Source organism: Haloferax sp. Atlit-6N, from assembly GCF_003383195.1.
GTDB classification, from domain to species: Archaea; Halobacteriota; Halobacteria; order Halobacteriales; family Haloferacaceae; genus Haloferax; species Haloferax gibbonsii.
The window spans coordinates 71,630-88,385 of sequence record NZ_QEQJ01000008.1 but is presented as its reverse complement, the minus strand read 5'-3'; the positions used below and the strand labels follow the sequence as shown (position 1 = coordinate 88,385).

Sequence of the window (16,756 nt, the reverse complement as noted above, 5' to 3'; positions counted from 1 at the left end):
TATGTCATCGAATCCGCTTTCCGAGGCCTTGGGGCCGGACTTCCAGACGGTGTTTGACGTATTAGCCAACGAACAGTGTCGAACTATGCTCAAGAATCTCGACCGACCGAAGACCGCGAGCGAACTCGCCTCGACGTGTAATCTCCCTCGTTCGACAGTGTACCGCAAACTCGAACAGATGGTCGACGCCGGTCTCTTGGTCAAACACGAAGACGGAAGCTCGGAGACGAGATACACAATCGACTTCGACGAAGTCGTCGTCAGACGCGGGCGGAACGCTCTCGAACTGAATGTCGTCCCGAAGCGGCGTTCAGCGTCAGAGCAGCTCTCGGAGCTGTGGTCGGGCGTCACGGCACAGACCAAAAGCGACTAATCAGAGAGTTCGTCGGCGACGAGTCACTTACTTGAGAGCGATGGTTCGAAGTCACCTTCCGCCAATCCACGGCGAACCGGGTCGTGTTCGGCATCGGTCGGTGGCGGCGTCGTCACCAACAACACCTCCAATCTCGAATCTTCGTTCGCTCGTACCCCACGTTTCGTCCCCGCCGGAATGGACACGATGTCACCGGGCGTGACGCGGTGGTCAGTCTCTCCTTCGCGGACGAGTCCGCTTCCAGACCGAACACTAACGACGAGGTCGCTCGACGGTGCATGAACGGGGATGAACTGCCCGGGTTTGAAAAAGCCACAAATGACTTTCGTGCGGCCGGTCAGGAACGCCTCGCTGGCGAAAAATCGGTCTTCGTCGTACGTCCGTTCGGCGTCAAAGTCGACTCGTGGCATTCGATTGGCTTATCGCGTGTCCGACCGTTCACAATTCCCCCGAATATATTCGGGTGGAACTGTTTTACCCTCGACTATCTACAACGAGGTAATGAGCGACGTGCCCACGCAGTCGACAACAAAACCAAAGGCTAATATTCGAGACCACAAGCAGCGTGTTTTCGACTCGAAACGGAAGGTTTCGACTGGTCTCCGATGACAGGAGCGAGCCGAAGTCGGTGGTCGCGGCGATTCATCATCGCGAGTGCCGTGTTTTTCGTCTGCTGGCGACTCGGTGCAACGGTCGGCATCACCCATCGCGTTGAGGTCATCCTCGCTCTCTTCGGGTTCGTCTCCCACGTTGTCTTCGGTATGGCCTATCTGTTAGTTCCCTCGTATTTCGGGACGACTCTCTCTACCGACACTATCCCACCAGTCCATTTCGTGGCAGCCACGTTGGGGACTGTACTACTTGCATTCTCTGCAGGTTCGGTCGGTCCGACGTTTGTAGAAACTCTTGGGGCACTCGTTTGGGGGAGTGGTGTTGCAGCGTTCGTCGCTGCGCTGTCGTGGTCGGTCCGAAACGAAGTCCGACGCGGGGAAACGGGAACGAGTTCTCACAGGGAGAGCTACGAGTGGGTAGACAAGTATGCAAACCGGTATCTCATCATCCCGTTCGCCTATCTCGCGGTTGGGTCGTACGAACTACTCGCACGTACGACAATCCTACCAGGGCTCACGGACGGCTATTTTCCGCGAATCACACACTTGATAGCCGCGGGGTTCGCAGTCCTCCTCGTTTTCACGCTCGGGGTTCGTCTCAGTCCTCGGTTCCTCGGTGTTCCGGTATCGAAAAAACTCGCCGCAGTCGTCCTCCCCGCCGGTGCAGTTGGACCAGTATTCGTTGCCGCCGGTCTGGGTGGTGGTCCACTTTTCGTCGCGGGGGCGGTGAGTGAAGCGATAGCGTTCGTCGGCTTTGCAGCGTTGTATCTCAGTGTGTTCTCCCGGTCAGACCGCCGGCGGGTCGGAACAGAAAGTGTTCTCGCAGGTGTGATTGCTGGTGTTGTGGGGGTTGCTATCGGTCTCACGATGGCCCTTTGGAGCGTACTTGAGATACCTGCGCTTCCACCGGGGACGCTGGCTGCACACCGTCAACTCAATCTCCTCGGTTTCCTCGGTCTCGTCATTGTCGGATTTACCTTCCTGTTTTACCCTCCGTCTGCGGGTCGGTTTCGTGGGGCGAGCGAACGGACTGCCCAGCTCATAATCGCTGCACTCCTCGCTGGGCTCGTCCTCTCGGTCCTCGGCCGAATCGCTGGTATGTCTCTTGTAAGTGCTCTCGGAGATGGGGTCGCACTCCTGGGGTCGCTCGGATATGGGTATTTACTAGTACGCCTCTTGATCGAGATTGGTGCACGTCGCACGCCGTGACCGGAATATCGGTGTGATATCTGTGTCTTTGCAAGCGGTTGCGGTGGCGCACACATCTTCAGTCGTTACTATTTCAGAGAGATCGTGATGTGCCACTCGTCGTCGTCGACCTGAGTCGTCTGAAACTCACACCCACGCCGTTTGAGGACATCGTAGAGTGGGACCGGTTCGAAGCTATTGACAAGAAGAAGTGAGTCACCCGCGCTCAACTCACCGATTGCAGACATGATATGGCCGAACGGTTCACCGTCGATATCTCTGACATCGAGTCTTTGCGTCTCACCGGTGGTTTCAAAGGAACCCATACTGACACATATATCACCAATATCTCTTACTGTTATGCCGATGATGTTCGGACGCCCTGACGGTGTTCAGTATCTGATCGACTATCGCACCAGTACTCGTCTTCAATCGTCGTCTATGTACAACGAGTGAGCAATAACAGCAAATCCGGTGACGGTGAGTGCACTTTCAAGTGCCTGTGCATGGTCAAAGGAAAGGGGCGTCAATTGGTGGACGACACCCGCGAGGAGTGACCCAAACGTGACGAACGCGAACCCGACACAGAGCGACCGAAGCGCCGGCGTTCCTCGTTGCTTGAATGCCTGAAACGTCACGAAAGTCACCAGTCCGCCGAAGAGTAACGTTGCCGTCTTCATCCCGACAACGGCGAGTGCAAGTCCATTCATGGTTGTATTACTCCTCCACCGGACACCGGTGACCCACCGCTAGTGAAACGTACATGATGTGTGTACCAGTTAGTAGTCGCAATGACCGGTACGGTTCGGGTACCGTAATACGAGTCTCGTGTCATGTTCTTACTTGTCGTTAACGTCGCGCCACCAGCTCGTAGCGGCGGCGCATTCCTGGATGGTGGTGAGACCGTAAGCCGACTAAGCTCCGCGCCGAACATATTCGTTCTAATCTCCGCTGTCTGGAACCGGCTGTACCGTATAACAGCGATAGTGAGAGAGGTACAGGTGTACGATGTCTCGAAAGAGTACCAGACGTGACGTGTTACAGCGCCTCGGTGCGACAGGTATCGCGGTGACGAGTGTCGGACTTGCTGGCTGTTCTTCCTCAGCGAATTCAAACAGTGGTGGATCTAACGGCGAGGAATCCACTAAGACCGAAACAACCGAAGCGTCAGACGGAGGAAATGGAGGTCCGGTCGAAACTGACACCGTTGGTATGACTGAGGAACTCGGATTCGACCCCAAGTCAATTCAAGTCCCGGTCGGGACCACGGTCACCTTCGAGAACACGAGTTCTATCGGCCACTCGGTGACTGCTTACGAAGACAAGATTCCCGACGGTGCGACCTACTTCGCGACCGGCGGGTTCGACTCCGAGCAAGCCGCGAAGGATGGGTACCCAGAGAAGGGGAACCTCGAAGCGGGTGAGTCCTACGAACACACCTTCGAGACAAAAGGCACCTACGAGTACTACTGCATCCCACACGAGCTGAACGGGATGGTCGGCACGATCGAGGTCGTCTAAATGACCAACACCGCATCCGAACCGACCGAGACCGACGAGTCGGTCACTGAATACGAAGCACAGCTCAACAAGGTGTTGGCCGACACCGATGAAACGGCAGCGGGAGAAGACGAAGTCTCGCTCCAACTACCGTCGCTCGGCCTGAGTCGCCGCGACTTCATGAAAGCGGGGGCAGCAGTCGGCACTATCGGCTCACTTGCCGGATGTGCCGGCGTCATGAATAACGGTGAGGGTAACAGCGGAGGAAGCCAAAACCACTCAGGTTCAGGAGACGTCCCCGAACACTTCGTCCCACCGGGAGAACACGACGAGTACTACGGCTTCTGGTCTGGCGGCCACTCCGGCGACATCCGCGTCTACGGTCTGCCGTCGATGCGCGAACTCACACGGGTTCCCGTCTTCAACCGAGAACCCGCAAAAGGCTACGGCTTCGACGATGGGAGCAGCCAGATGCTCGAAGACGCGGGTGGCTACACCTGGGGTGACTCCCACCACCCGAGTCTCTCGGAGACCGACGGCAAGTACGACGGCCGATACATATACGTCAACGACAAGGCCAACGGCCGGGTTGCACGGGTGAACCTGAAGTACTTCGAGACGGACGCTATCACCGACGTCCCGAACGTCCAGTCGGTCCACGGCTGTTGTATTCAGAGCCCCGACACCGACTACATCTTCGCGAACAGTGAGTTCAGGACACCCCTCCCGAACGACGGGCGTGATATCGACAACCCCGACAAGTACGTCTCACTGTTCACCGCACTCGACCCCGAGTCGATGGAAGTTCTCTGGCAGGTCGAAGTCGACGGCAACCTCGACATCCTCGACACAGACAAAGACGGCAAGTGGGCACTCGCGAGCGCCTACAACGACGAAGAGGGCGTCGAAATCGAGGAGATGACCAAGAACGACCGCGATTTCGTCAAGGCATTCAACGTTCCGGCCATCCAGGAAGCGGTCGATGCCGGAAACTATCGCGAGGTTAACGGCGTTCCCATCGTCGACGGGACGAAAGGTAGTTCGCTGAATCAGGGCGACGAACCAGCTGTCCGGTATATCCCGACGCCGAAGTCGCCCCACTGTGTCGAGGTCACGCCAGACGGCAAGTACGGGATGGTCGCCGGGAAGCTCTCGCCGACGGTGTCCATCATCGATATCGAGAAACTTTCGACCGAACCGGACTCGTCGAAGGTCATCGTCGGCCAGCCGAAAGTTGGCCTCGGACCGCTGCACACGACCTACGACGACCGTGGACACGCCTACACGTCGCTGTTCATCGACTCGCAGGTCGTCAAGTGGGACATCGAGACGGCGGTCAACTCACCGAAGCAGTCCGAAGAGGCTATCCTCGGGAAGATAGACGTCCACTATAACCCCGGCCACATCCAGGCGGTCCAGGCGATGTCGACCGAACCGACGGGCGACTGGTTAGTCGTCTTAAACAAGCTCTCGAAAGACCGGTTCCTCCCGGTCGGCCCAATTTATCCGGACAACGACCAGCTCATCTACATCGGCAACGACAAGGACGACGAGCAGGGCGGCATGGAACTCGTCTCGGACCACCCGGTGTATCCCGAGCCACACGACGCGATTTTCGCGACGAAAGACAAGATAGAGCCCGCGAAGACGTGGGACAAATCCGACTACAAGGGCGAAAAAGAGTACGTTACGGAGAGCAACTCACGGGTCGACCGCGTCGACGACGAGACCGTCGAAGTGTACACATCGGTCAAGCGGAGTGAGTACGGACTTCGTGACTTCCGTGTCAAAGAGGGCGACGAGGTGACGATAACCGCGACGAACGTCGAAGGGAGTCAGGACATCGTCCACGGCCTCGTGGTGCCCGAGTACGACATCAACATCGCGCTCGCGCCGCAGGACACCCGTGAGGTCACGTTCACGGCCGACAAACCGGGCGTGTACTGGGTGTACTGTACGTACTTCTGCAGTGCGCTCCACTTGGAGATGCGCTCGCGGATGCTCGTCGAACCGAGAGACTAGCTCATGAGCTACCGACCACCGAGTCTCGACGAGTTCGCCCAACTGCGCCGGGGGTTGCCGGTGTTAGCCGCGGTGTTATTCGTCACTGCGCTTTTGTTCCCGATGTGGTCGATCAACGTCCACGCCGCGCAGTACCCGAACGAAGTACTCCGTCTCCACCTCTATGCGTACCCGCGCATCAGTGGCGACTACGTCGAGATGGCTCGCCTCAACAAGTATATCGGTTTCTACTACCCGGACCCGGTCTACTGGCAACCGAACTTCGAGGTGGAACCGGCAGCCGTCGACGTTCCCGAGTGGTCGCTAGGACCACTTGCGTTCGTCGCCGTCGCCGCCGGCGGTGCGTTCGTCGCAATCGCACCGACTATCAAGAAGCTAAAGCGTGGACTGCTGTACCAACTCGTCGGGACGATTACCGTGTTCACGGTCATGGTCGTCGACATCCAGTACCGCCTCTACCAGACCGGTCACGCTCTCGACCCGGAAGCACCCGTCGTCGGCGTCGACCCGTTCACACCGCCGCTGGTCGGCAAGTACGAGGTTGCAAACATCACGAGTTTCTCCAGTCTAGGGATGGGTGCGTACATGTCCATCATCGCCATCGGCCTGCTCGTCGTCGCGTTCTACTACCGCGACACCGACGCGACGGCCACCACCGCCATCGACTCGATTCGGCGTCGAATCAAGTCGGTTCGGAATACCTCGATAGGCGGTCAGTCCGGCACAGACGATGGAACGAACGTGAAATCGAAGCAAGGGTGAGTACTCTATGAACGTCCCGGCTAGTCGATTGTTCGCGGTCGTCGCCGGTCTCGTCATCGTCGCTGCCGGCGTCGGCGTCGCGACGGCACCCACCCACGCACAGACCGACAGTCCAGTCGACTTCGAACAACCGGTCCCGGACGAGTACTCGTTCGAGGGACCATCAGAGTCCGGCAGCGCGACGGTCGGTGGAGAGACGTATACGTCGCTTCAGACTGCCGTCGACGCCGCCGAACCTGGGGATCAAATCCGGCTCGACGGTGAGTTCGACGAGCGCGTCGTCGTCAACACGTCGAACGTCACGCTGGTCGGGACGCCTGGGCGCACCGCTCGAATCGACGGGAACGGGACCGGTGACGTACTGACCCTCAACGGCGACGACATCACGCTGAGACGCGTGTGGGTGTACAACGGCGGCTACGATACGTCCGGAAACGACGCAGGCATCTGGGTCAACGGGACGAACACCACGATACGAGACAGTCGAGTGACCAAGACGACGTTCGGTATCTGGCTCGACGGCATCTCGGGGGCCCGAATCGAGAACACAACCATCGTCGGACGCGACTCGGTCGAACCGCGGTCGTACCGCGGGAACGGCATCCAGGTCTTCAAGAGCGACGGCGTGACCATCGTCGACAACCGTATCACGGACACTCGAGACGGCATCTACTACTCGTGGGCGTCCGAGGTGACCGCGCGGAACAACACGCTGTGGGACCTCCGGTACGGCGTCCACTACATGTACTCCGACGACTGCACGCTCGTCGATAACGTCGCGTTCGATAACGACGCGGGCTACGCGATTATGCTCTCGGAGTACATCCGCGTCGTCGACAACGTTGCAGTGAACAACAGCGGGACAAGCGCGCACGGCATCTTCCTCAAGCGCATCGACCACTCGGTGGTCGAGGGGAACGAAGTCGTCGGGAACGGAAACGGTCTGTACGTGTTCAACTCGGTGAACAACACGCTCACTGGGAATCTCGTGCTGGAAAACCGGGTCGGCGTCTACTTCACCGCCGGCAGTTCGAGTCCGACTGTCTCGGAGAACAGTTTCATCAACAACGACGAACAGGTCCGCGCGCTCGTCGGCGAACTCGAAGAGTGGAACGGGACCACGCGGGGCAACTACTGGTCCGACACCCGCGACTCGGACGTCGACGGTGACGGCGTCAACGACATCCGACACAGGCCTGCGGGCCTCGTCGAGCGGTTAACGTACGAACATCCGCAGGCGACCGTCTTCGCGTCGAGTCCAGCGTTCGACGCCTTGCGGCTGGCCGAGAGTTCGCTCCCCGTCATCGAGGTTCCGGGCGTCGTCGACCACCACCCACTGACCACCCCACCCCACGAAGAATGGAGACGATACTATGAACGCGATTGAGGTCACCGGCGTGACAAAGAAGTACAGCGAGATTACAGCGCTCGATAGGCTCTCCCTCGCTATCGAGTCGGGGTCGACGTTCGGCCTCCTCGGGACGAACGGGGCGGGCAAGTCGACGTTATTCAAACTCCTCGTCGGACACATCCGACCGGACGACGGGACGGTGTCGGTTGCAGGAACCGACGTGGCTACCGCCGGTCCAGAGCTTCGCAGTATCGTCGGCTATCTACCAGAGCACGCCGGGTTCCCGCCGTCGCTCACCGGCCGAGAGGTGCTCGAATTCCACGCGCGAATGCACAGTCTCCCTGATGCAGCAAGTCGAATCGACGCTGTCCTCTCGGTCGTCGGCCTCTCCGATGCGGCGGACCGATGCGTCGGCGGGTACTCAAACGGGATGACTCGCCGACTCGGGTTAGCCGCCGCGTTGTTGTCGCGGCCGCGTATCCTGTTGTTGGACGAACCGACCGCCGGACTCGACCCGCGAGGTGTTGCGGACTTTCACCGGGTCATCGAACGTCTCGACGCACAGTCGGATCTCACGGTGGTTATCTCCTCGCACGTCCTCACTGAAATCGAGTCACTCTGTGAACGGATTGCCATCCTCCACGGTGGGCAACTCTGCACCGTCGGCGACATCGACGGGTTGCGACGAGAAGTGACCGACGACGTCCGCGTTCGCCTCCGTCTCGGTGACGCTGCGTCGGCCGACAGTATCCAGACTATCGTCTCGGCCTTCGACGCATCGGTTCACTCGACTGACCACGATGGCGACGTGGTCTTCGTCGACTGCGACCCCGAGGACGTGCCGCAGTTACTGACGGAACTCACAGAGGCCGTCACTATCGATGGGTACGATGTTCGAGAACCGGGGCTCGAACGCGTCTTCGAGCAGGTGCTCTCGGAGGCCGAACAGGACAGTCAACCGAGACAGAGCGCCGAGAGTTCCGAGCAGCTACGGACGGTGAGCCACGATGAGTGAAGACCAGACAGCACACTCCTCGACTGAACCCGGCGGCGGCACTGTGACAGCCGCCGACCGTTCGTTCGAGACGTCGAGTCAAACCGTGGTGGCGTTCGCTGGACAGACGCTGACGATTGCGCAGTTAGAGTACCGACTCTCACTCCGGAGTCGGTGGACGCTCGCACTCACTGCGTTGTTCGGTCTCCTCTCGCTACTCGTTGTCGGGTTCGGCGGGTCGTCGGCCGGACCGTTCCGAGTCGATGCCGTCGTCGTCAGTCTCGCGTCGCTGGCAACGTATCTCGTCCCGCTCGCGGCGCTAGTCTACGGATACGACACCATCGTAGGCGCAGAAGAGACTGGATGGCTCGACATGGTGTTCGCGCTCCCGGTTTCTCGTGGACGGGTCGTCGTCGGGGCGTTCCTCGGCCGTGCGACATCCCTCGCGGGAGCGACGGCCATCGGATTCGGCCTTGGTGGCCTCGTGCTGTTCGTCCGCGTGGACACCGTCCCGTGGGGTTTGTACGCGGACGTTCTGTTCGGTGCCGTCACGCTGGGACTCGCGTTCCTCGCTCTCGGCGTCCTTGTCTCTACTGTAGCCGCAGAGAAGACCCATGCGCTCGGAATCGCACTTCTCGTGTGGGCCTGGTTGGTCTTCGGCCACGACCTTGCCGCACTCGGTCTCGTCGCCGCGTTCGACCTGCCGAACGTCATGCTCACGGGTCTGGTGCTCGCGAACCCCATCGACATCTTCCGCGTGTTCGTCCTCTCCGGTATCGAGATGACCGGGAGCGGGATGGCCGCAGTCGTCACCGGGACAGCTCTCTCCACGACAGTTCTTCTCGGCGGTGCGATGGCGTGGGTCGTCCTTCCAGTGAGCGTCGCTGCACAATTGATTCATCGACGGAGCCTCTAATGAACAAAGTTGGAAACTATCCAAAAACCCCGGTAGCCGAACGAACAGACGACTGTACGACAGTGACCAACAACGACAGTACCAGGCGGAGGCTCCTCAAGGCAGTCGGTGGGAGTATGGTCGCCGGGGTCGCTGGGTGCCTCGGCGGGACTGACTCTGTCGGGCAACCGGCTCCGGATCCAATCGACCTCTCGGGTGGGAAGCGAGACGACCAGGGTGGAATGGTAATCGGTGAGCATTTCGGCCCGAACGGACAGGTGTTCTACCGTAACCACGCTCCCGAGAGTCATGACAACCCGGCGTGGTTCCACACGTTGAGTATGGGCCTCTTCCCGTATCACTTCGACCAGGAGCGAAGGGGATGGGAGGTCGTAGTCATCTACGTGACTGACTATTCATCTGTGGACTACGAACTCATCGACGAGAGAGGAGAGACGTACATCTCGTCGTACACTGCTGCAGATACGTTCGGTGATGCAAGTGAAATGACCTACGTCGCTGACAGTGACGTTCATGGGGGAATGGGAAAGGAGCTCCACCCGTTTTCATCTGCTGACGAAGCTTCATCGTTCGCCACCGAACACAACGGGGAAACAATGAGGCTCGGGGAAGTGACTCCGGAGTGGCTCTCGTCGTATCTTTCACGGTGACTTTCAACCTAGTATCGCCGGCTATCTGAACATATTCGGCGACAAGTCCTCCCACCTCGGAGGCGAAGAACCAGCTGGAAGTACCGCACGAATCGACGGCCTCGGTTCGGCTTCCCGTGCCAACGGTACTTCCCAGTTGCGTGAGACATTCACTCCGGTATTACAGACCCAGAATCGAAATTCGGTGTCCGGTATTTTTCGACGACGAGCAGTACCGACGCGTGTTGGGATACACAACGTGCCGAGATCTGCCATCGGAGTCACTGACAGTGGTACCTTTCTCAGTCTATCAGTCGAACCCGTAGGCGTGCGTTTGAACAGTGGGATGTTGAACGTGGATGGTGAGCATTCATCTACTGCCTTGGGCAGTTAGAACGAGAGTCCGCACTGAATGCCACGCCCTTCAGGGCGTGGTAGCTTACTCTTCGCCTTTTAGAGTATCTTCCTCGCTCCCCCCGTCTAGGAGTACCGTCTCACGTTTCTGTTCGAGCCATTTCCATTCGTTCGTAACCATTCCGTAGTCGTCGAGATTCCACGGGTCACCGTCTTCAATGTCCGGACCCTCTAGCCACGACGTGACGATGTTCCACACGAAAATTAACTGACCGATGGCCAAGATGTACACACCGAGTGTAGCGATTTGATGGAGGTCCATGAAGTACGACACGGGACCAACGGTGAGGTCGTAACTACCGTATCGACGAGGCATACCACCGTAGCCGAGGAAGATCATCGGGAAGAACGTGAGGTTCGTCCCGACCATCGTGAGCCAGAAGTGCCACTTGCCGAGTGTCTGCTGGTACCATTTTTGGGTGAAAAGCGGGAACCAGTAGTAGACTGCTGCGAAGATAGCAAATGCAATACCTCCCATGATGACGTAGTGGAAGTGAGCGATGACGTGGTACGTATCGTGGAGTACGAGGTCGACAGGGATAGACGCCTCGAACACGCCTGTCACGCCTCCGATGATGAAGTTGGCGATGAAGCCAACACAAAAGAGCATCGGCGTCTTTAATCTGAGACTCCCGTTCCACATCGTCGTAATCCAATTAAACGTCTTGACCGCGCTCGGAATCGCGATTGCGATAGACACGGCCATGAAAGACGCCCGTAGTCGCGGGTCGATACCCGTCGCGAACATATGGTGTGCCCACACGCCGAAACTCAACACGCCCAACGCGAGCGTGGAGTAGACGACGAACTTGAACCCGAAGAGGCGGCGGCCCGAAAAGCGCGGAAGGATATAGCTTATTAGGCCCATCGGTGGGAGGACGAGAATGTATACTTCGGGATGACCAAAGAACCAAAAGAGGTGTTGCCAGAGAATCGAGCCGCCGGCCTCAACGCTGAAGAAAGACGTCCCGAAGTTCCGGTCCAAGAGCAACATCACGAGTGCACTCCCGAGGAGCGGAAACGCGAAGATGATCTGTCCGGACTGGACCAGTACCGTCCACGAGAAGATGTCTAAACTCGCCCAGGTGACCTTCTCGTCGCGTTCTGCGAATATCGTCGCGACGAAATTAATGGCACCCATCGTCGCACTGACTCCAGTTAGGTGTAGTCCGAGAATCATGAGATCGACGCCGGGGTTCGTCTGCTGAACTGAAAGCGGCGTGTAGAGCGTCCACGCGGTCTGAGCCCCTTGAATTCCGACGTTCAATGGCTCGAGTATTAATCCACCCCAGATGAGTAACGCCCCCGGTGGTAACAGCCAGAACGCGATCGCGTTGACGCGCGGGAACGCCATATCGTCGGCTCCAATCAAAAGCGGAATCAAGTAGTTCGAGAAGGAGGCCAGCATCGGGGTCCCGAACAGAAAGAGCATCGTAATCCCGTGTGTCGTCATCAGTGCGTTGTAGAAGCCGAGTCCGAGGAAGTCCGCTGACGGAGTCAACAGTTCTGTACGCATTAAAACGACGGCGATACCACCCCACGCGAACGAAAAGAGAGCGAATACCCCGTACATGAGACCGATGTCTTTGTGGTCGACGGTCGTCAACCAGCGAATGAGTCCGCTCGGTTTCTCCACCCGCTCGGCTGGTTGTACACCTGTCGCTGTCCCACCGGCTGACACCGAGTAAGACTGCCGCCTCTTGACGTGCGAGACCCACCAGACGACCCCCGCCAAAAGTAGGGCCATTACACCTGTAAGCACGAGTTGGCCAGTTTCGACTTCCATACTACCCGGCCAGTTTTTCAGACGGAGAGATAGTGATTATCGGGAACATGTTCGAATAGAGAAATGGACACCTCGGTAGTTGCTGCCGTTCGTGACCACTCACCGGAGTGGGCGAACTAATGGGAATACTTCTTTGACACTGTGGAGCGAGAGAAAGTCGAACTGAGTTGAGTATCTATAGTTCAACACCGGTTTTCGCTACCAGCGACTCGATAGCGGGAAACAGGACGTTGTTCTCTTTGTGGACGTGCAGGTGAGTCTCACGTTCCAACGATTCGAGGCGGTCGAGCATACTCCGGTAACTTGCACAGGCGCTAGACGGAACAGCATACCCGTCGGTCAACTCGGCAATACGGTCAAGGCGGTCGGCAGTCTCCTGGTGGTCGTCTTCGAACCCCTCGATTTCGTTCTCGATGGTTTCGGTTTCGATATCCGAAAGCGGCATCCCTCGTTCGAGTTTTCGGACGATAGGGAAGAGTTCGTCCTCTTCTTCTGAGATGTGTGTCTGCATCTCGTCAGCAAGTTCGACGAACTCAGATTCGGCCTCCTGAAGTTCTGGATGGTCGTCGCTGTGAACCTCTGTAACCTTGTGGACGAGTGCCTCGAGAGCGGGGAGCTCGTCCCGTAATCGGTCGTGGTGAGCCGTGACGATGTGGTCTGTGAGCTCCGACATCGAATTCCATCCGTCAGATTCGTCTTTTGTTTCGGTCTGTTCCGATTCGAGTCTGTCGAGAACGTCATCGACGTCGATACCTGCTTCTTCACAGGCCGATTCGAGTGGGATATCACCTCCACAACAGTAATCAATTCCGACCTCTTCAAACACGTGTGCGAACGCGAGTGTCTCTTCGACCAACGAACTTACCTGACGGTTGGGGGAGATTTTTGATTTCGTCATCGTGATTACCGACCCTATGTCTCGATATCATCGTACGAACTAGGTAGACGTTCGCCCGAACAAATTCGGCCGGGAGATGCGTGACCGAACTCAGTCTCCGCTCGCTTCGAACGAGGGAGCGATACCGATCTCGTCGTCGTGAAGGTAGCACTGCGGATCGGGTGCGAACGGGTCGTCGTGAGCAGAAAGTGCTCGAAGACGTGAACCCCCGCGACAGATGTCTCGGTAGCAACACTCCGCGCAGCGACCCGTCAGGTAGTCATCTCGTGCACGAACTCTGTCGAGAAGTGGGTTGGTCTGGTCGTCCCAGATGTCGCCGAACGACCGGTCCCGGACGTTCCCGAGACTGTATCCCTGCCAAAATTGTGTCATGTGAACGTTCCCTTGATAATCTACGTCAGCAATTCGTTCACCAGTCGGGTCGCCGCCGTTCTGTTCGAGGTAGTCGTACACGCGTTTCGCCGCGTCCCGTCCTTCGTGTTCACGGGCGTACTCGACGAGGAACCCCGCGTCGGCGTAGTTCCCGACGAGAAGTGTCTCGATATCGTGACCTCGGTCGTGGTACTCACGAGTCATATCGCAGAGTCGTCGTACCGCCTTTCGTTTCTCCCCCGGCGTGAGGTCGACGTTCGAGATGTCGGCCCCGCGGCCGCCGTAGTCGAGGTGATAGAAACAAAACCGGTTGACTCCCTCTTCGTAGAGGAGGTCGACGACGTCTCTGAGGTCCGGTGCGTTTCGCTCGGTGATCGTATACCGCAACCCGGTCTTGACATCCGCATCGAGGAAGGCCCTGATTCCACGGAGGGCAGCGTCGAACGCGCCGTCTTTCCCCCGGAAGTCGTCGTTCCGTCCCCGCAGACCGTCGACCGAAATTCCTGCGTACTGGAGGCCTGCATCACGAAGTTCTCGCGCTTTCTCGGGCGTGACGAGCGTTCCGTTCGTCGAGAGAACTGGCCGAATCCCGCTCTCGGCCGCGTACTCGACCAACTCCGTGAGGTCGTCGCGGACGAGGGGTTCACCGCCGGAGAACAAGACGACTGGAATCCCGTACGACGCGAGGTCGTCCAACAGTCGCTTTCCTTCGCTCGTACTGAGCTCGCCGTCGGCAGTTTCCGTGTCGGCCGCTGCGTAGCAGTGTGCACAGTAGAGGTTACACTGCTTCGTGAGGTTCCAGACGACGACCGGACGACGCTGCTTTTCTTCAGTTATTTGTGGTTTGGAGGTCTCGGATGCTGCGTCGTATCGGAGACCATCGCCTTCGGCACCGACGTCACAGAGAAGTTTACTAATCGATATCATCACTCAAAAGAGCGGTCTTCCCCACCGGTTTCGATACGGACGGGTTCGGCGTCGTCGTCGAGGTCGTGCGTCGAGAACCGTGCAACGCCGTCTGCGGGACAGAGCCAGATGTCGACGGCGTACCACGCGAACAGTTTCGTGGCCTGTTCGTAGGCGATTTCGAGAGATGGCGCGGTGATACTCCCCGTGTGTCGAAGCGGAGAGTCGTCCTCATCACGAACGAACACCTCCCACTCTGTCTCGACGGCATCACGCGGCTTGTCGCCAACGCGAAAACGCTGTGGCTTTCCTACCATATCTACGCCTGCGGGATAGACGATGAACACGGTTCCCCCGATGATGTTCGGTGAACCGGTCACAAGACGCGCGTCGGCCACAGTTCGCTTCAAAGAGACTCTTAATCCGGATGCCAGACACTGAGGACGGGTCTGCGAGTCAGAGGACTTCGATGTGAACTCGTTCGATACGGTCGATGTCCATCGGAAGGTTGCGTTGGATCGCTTGCGACGTCATCGGGGAGATTCCACACCCCCCGCACGCGCCCGACAGTTGTATCCACACCTCGCCGGTGTCCGGGTCGACGTCTCGTATCGCCGCGTTCCCCCCGTGCATCGCAATCTGTGGGAAGTTCTTTCGAAGGAAGGTCACGACTTCGTCGACGAGGGACTCGTCGTCGGACTCGACACCGTCTCGGGTATCGAGTGTTTCTGCACACATACGGACTCAAACGCCGCGGGGGGTGGTGGGGGTTTGGCCGAACATATTCTGTCGGTCGCTCGGCGACCAGGCCATCTGACCACTGGTTTCGATATCAGGTCAGGAGTGGTTCGTCGCCTCTTCGAGGTAATCGAACTGCGCTTCTAGTTCCTTCCTTCGTTGCCGAGAGATTACAGTCGAATCGAGGAACTCACCGATAAGAGCGACATCGAGTGCGAACTCGGTCGTCGCTGTTACCTCTACACCGTCGGAGACAGGTTCGAGTCGATAACTCGTTCGCATCTCTTCGAAGATTCCCTTCCGCTGTTCGTAGGCCAACTCGGCATCCGCGTCGTCTACGACTTTCAGGTGGAGTGTGATTTCGGCGGGCCCGACCTTATTCGAAACCCGAATATCTCGGTCGTCGACGTCGACCGAGTCGAATCCCGATGCCCGTATGAACGGGACGAGGTCGTGCATCGCGCGACTGGTCTCTTCGGGTGATGCGGCTATCGTTCGGCTGACGGTGACTGTCTGCATGCGTTCCTCATGGATGAGCAGACTAATACCTCCGACGATACCAGAGCCAGACTGACCTGCCCGATGTCTGCATTAGACGACAGTACAGCTATACGATTCGCCGGGGCGAACGACGTTCGGGAGAACCCTTTTACAAGGTGTCCCGAAACGTCGGGGTGATGTCCGAAGAGTACGACGATCTGCCGTTAGTCTATTCGTGTTCGGGGTGTTCGAGCGCCGCACAGATGGCGAACGACCTCGCTGTCAGACTTGACCGCGAACGACTCGCAGAGATGTCCTGTATCGCCGGAGTGGGCGGTGACGTCGCCCCACTCGTGAATACTGCGACGTCAGGACGGCCGATGCTGGTGATCGATGGATGCCCGCTTGAGTGTGCACGAGAGAGCCTCGAACACCACGACGTCACACCAGACCGGCACGTCAACCTCGCCAAAGAGGGTGTTCCAAAAGAGTATCACGTCGATTACGACGATGAGCAGGCAGACGAGATGTTTGAGGTGCTTGTCGAGTCAATCGAGGAGATACCCGCGAAGGCGTGACCGAAAGACTCCGAAAAGCCGGGGTCACGTCGGGTGGTTACCCGTAAGCATCCAAAATATACTCTGTAGTAACTTTCCGAGGAAATACCCAATGAGAGCTCCAAGGACAGCCCCTTCTGTTCCTCGGAGCACAAATCCAGCGATACCACAGAGGATTGAGAGCCCAAAATGAATGGTGGAGGATGGTACTGTTTGCACAGGTACTCTCTCGAAACGCGTGATAGAATATATTGGTCCG

Annotated in this window: 19 protein-coding genes; 10 read left to right on the top strand and 9 right to left on the bottom strand. The window is 58.1% G+C overall.

Features of this window, described 5'->3' with window-relative positions; translation table 11 throughout:
* The first annotated feature begins 1 nt into the window (after position 1).
* Positions 2-373 (top strand): helix-turn-helix domain-containing protein, encoded by a 372-nt coding sequence (locus DEQ92_RS19995; protein WP_115821561.1) that lies wholly within the window; start codon positions 2-4, stop codon positions 371-373.
* A gap of 23 nt (positions 374-396) precedes the next feature.
* On the opposite strand, the gene DEQ92_RS19990 is transcribed toward DEQ92_RS19995, so the two are convergent.
* Complete coding sequence (locus DEQ92_RS19990; protein ID WP_004967723.1) at positions 397-783, bottom strand: cupin domain-containing protein; 387 nt, start codon at positions 781-783, stop codon at positions 397-399.
* Positions 784-978: 195 nt separating this feature from the next.
* Between DEQ92_RS19990 and DEQ92_RS19985 the strand changes: the two genes are divergently transcribed.
* Positions 979-2,193 (top strand): hypothetical protein, encoded by a 1,215-nt coding sequence (locus DEQ92_RS19985; protein WP_115821560.1) that lies wholly within the window; start codon positions 979-981, stop codon positions 2,191-2,193.
* A gap of 68 nt (positions 2,194-2,261) precedes the next feature.
* On the opposite strand, the gene DEQ92_RS19980 is transcribed toward DEQ92_RS19985, so the two are convergent.
* Both DEQ92_RS19980 and DEQ92_RS19975 read right to left on the bottom strand, forming a co-directional pair.
* Positions 2,262-2,498, bottom strand: a complete 237-nt coding sequence (locus tag DEQ92_RS19980; protein WP_115821559.1) for a DUF2249 domain-containing protein — start codon at positions 2,496-2,498, stop codon at positions 2,262-2,264.
* A gap of 102 nt (positions 2,499-2,600) precedes the next feature.
* Entirely contained in the window at positions 2,601-2,882 is a 282-nt protein-coding gene (locus tag DEQ92_RS19975) for a hypothetical protein (protein WP_115821558.1), read from the bottom strand.
* 298 nt (positions 2,883-3,180) lie between these two features.
* Here DEQ92_RS19975 and DEQ92_RS24560 point away from each other — a divergent pair, with 298 nt between their 5' ends.
* The 7 genes from DEQ92_RS24560 (at position 3,181) to DEQ92_RS19940 (ending at position 10,367) form a co-directional block, all read left to right on the top strand.
* Complete coding sequence (locus DEQ92_RS24560) at positions 3,181-3,693, top strand: plastocyanin/azurin family copper-binding protein (protein WP_058827918.1); 513 nt, start codon at positions 3,181-3,183, stop codon at positions 3,691-3,693.
* Positions 3,694-5,694 carry a TAT-dependent nitrous-oxide reductase gene (gene nosZ, locus DEQ92_RS19965; RefSeq protein WP_004967728.1) on the top strand — a complete coding sequence of 667 codons (2,001 nt, stop codon included), beginning with the start codon at positions 3,694-3,696 and terminating at the stop codon, positions 5,692-5,694.
* A gap of 3 nt (positions 5,695-5,697) precedes the next feature.
* Positions 5,698-6,456, top strand: coding sequence for a hypothetical protein (locus tag DEQ92_RS19960; RefSeq protein ID WP_058827917.1), 759 nt, complete (start codon positions 5,698-5,700; stop codon positions 6,454-6,456).
* A 7-nt stretch (positions 6,457-6,463) separates the two neighbouring features.
* Positions 6,464-7,843 (top strand): nitrous oxide reductase family maturation protein NosD, encoded by a 1,380-nt coding sequence (gene nosD / locus DEQ92_RS19955; protein WP_115821557.1) that lies wholly within the window; start codon positions 6,464-6,466, stop codon positions 7,841-7,843.
* Positions 7,830-8,822: an ABC transporter ATP-binding protein gene (locus DEQ92_RS19950; protein ID WP_058827915.1), complete on the top strand. Its 993-nt coding sequence runs from the start codon at positions 7,830-7,832 to the stop codon at positions 8,820-8,822. Before nosD ends, DEQ92_RS19950 begins: the two co-directional genes overlap by 14 nt.
* The gene (locus tag DEQ92_RS19945; RefSeq protein WP_233516907.1) at positions 8,815-9,717 is read left to right on the top strand and encodes an ABC transporter permease; all 903 of its coding nucleotides are present in this window, start codon (positions 8,815-8,817) and stop codon (positions 9,715-9,717) included. Before DEQ92_RS19950 ends, DEQ92_RS19945 begins: the two co-directional genes overlap by 8 nt.
* Positions 9,718-9,833: 116 nt before the next feature.
* On the top strand, positions 9,834-10,367 hold the full coding sequence (locus tag DEQ92_RS19940) for a nitrous oxide reductase accessory protein NosL (RefSeq protein WP_233516911.1): 534 nt from the start codon (positions 9,834-9,836) through the stop codon (positions 10,365-10,367).
* A gap of 418 nt (positions 10,368-10,785) precedes the next feature.
* Here DEQ92_RS19940 and DEQ92_RS19930 read toward each other — a convergent pair whose 3' ends face one another.
* The 6 genes from DEQ92_RS19930 to DEQ92_RS19905 all read right to left on the bottom strand — a co-directional run bounded on the left by DEQ92_RS19930 (position 10,786) and on the right by DEQ92_RS19905 (position 15,979).
* Positions 10,786-12,546, bottom strand: a complete 1,761-nt coding sequence (locus DEQ92_RS19930) for a cbb3-type cytochrome c oxidase subunit I (protein WP_115821554.1) — start codon at positions 12,544-12,546, stop codon at positions 10,786-10,788.
* A 175-nt stretch (positions 12,547-12,721) separates the two neighbouring features.
* The gene (gene ric / locus DEQ92_RS19925) at positions 12,722-13,444 is read right to left on the bottom strand and encodes an iron-sulfur cluster repair di-iron protein (RefSeq protein ID WP_049917691.1); all 723 of its coding nucleotides are present in this window, start codon (positions 13,442-13,444) and stop codon (positions 12,722-12,724) included.
* A 90-nt stretch (positions 13,445-13,534) separates the two neighbouring features.
* Positions 13,535-14,743 carry a TIGR04347 family pseudo-SAM/SPASM protein gene (locus DEQ92_RS19920; protein ID WP_049917692.1) on the bottom strand — a complete coding sequence of 403 codons (1,209 nt, stop codon included), beginning with the start codon at positions 14,741-14,743 and terminating at the stop codon, positions 13,535-13,537.
* The gene (locus DEQ92_RS19915; RefSeq protein WP_233516905.1) at positions 14,743-15,120 is read right to left on the bottom strand and encodes an Htur_1727 family rSAM-partnered candidate RiPP; all 378 of its coding nucleotides are present in this window, start codon (positions 15,118-15,120) and stop codon (positions 14,743-14,745) included. Before DEQ92_RS19915 ends, DEQ92_RS19920 begins: the two co-directional genes overlap by 1 nt.
* Before the next feature lie 58 nt (positions 15,121-15,178).
* Positions 15,179-15,460, bottom strand: a complete 282-nt coding sequence (locus DEQ92_RS19910) for a NifU family protein (RefSeq protein WP_115821553.1) — start codon at positions 15,458-15,460, stop codon at positions 15,179-15,181.
* 99 nt (positions 15,461-15,559) lie between these two features.
* On the bottom strand, positions 15,560-15,979 hold the full coding sequence (locus DEQ92_RS19905) for an SRPBCC family protein (protein WP_115821552.1): 420 nt from the start codon (positions 15,977-15,979) through the stop codon (positions 15,560-15,562).
* 158 nt (positions 15,980-16,137) lie between these two features.
* Here DEQ92_RS19905 and DEQ92_RS19900 point away from each other — a divergent pair, with 158 nt between their 5' ends.
* A complete protein-coding gene (locus DEQ92_RS19900; RefSeq protein WP_115821551.1) occupies positions 16,138-16,518 on the top strand; it encodes a putative zinc-binding protein in 381 nt (126 codons plus the stop codon).
* The last annotated feature ends 238 nt before the right edge of the window (positions 16,519-16,756 follow it).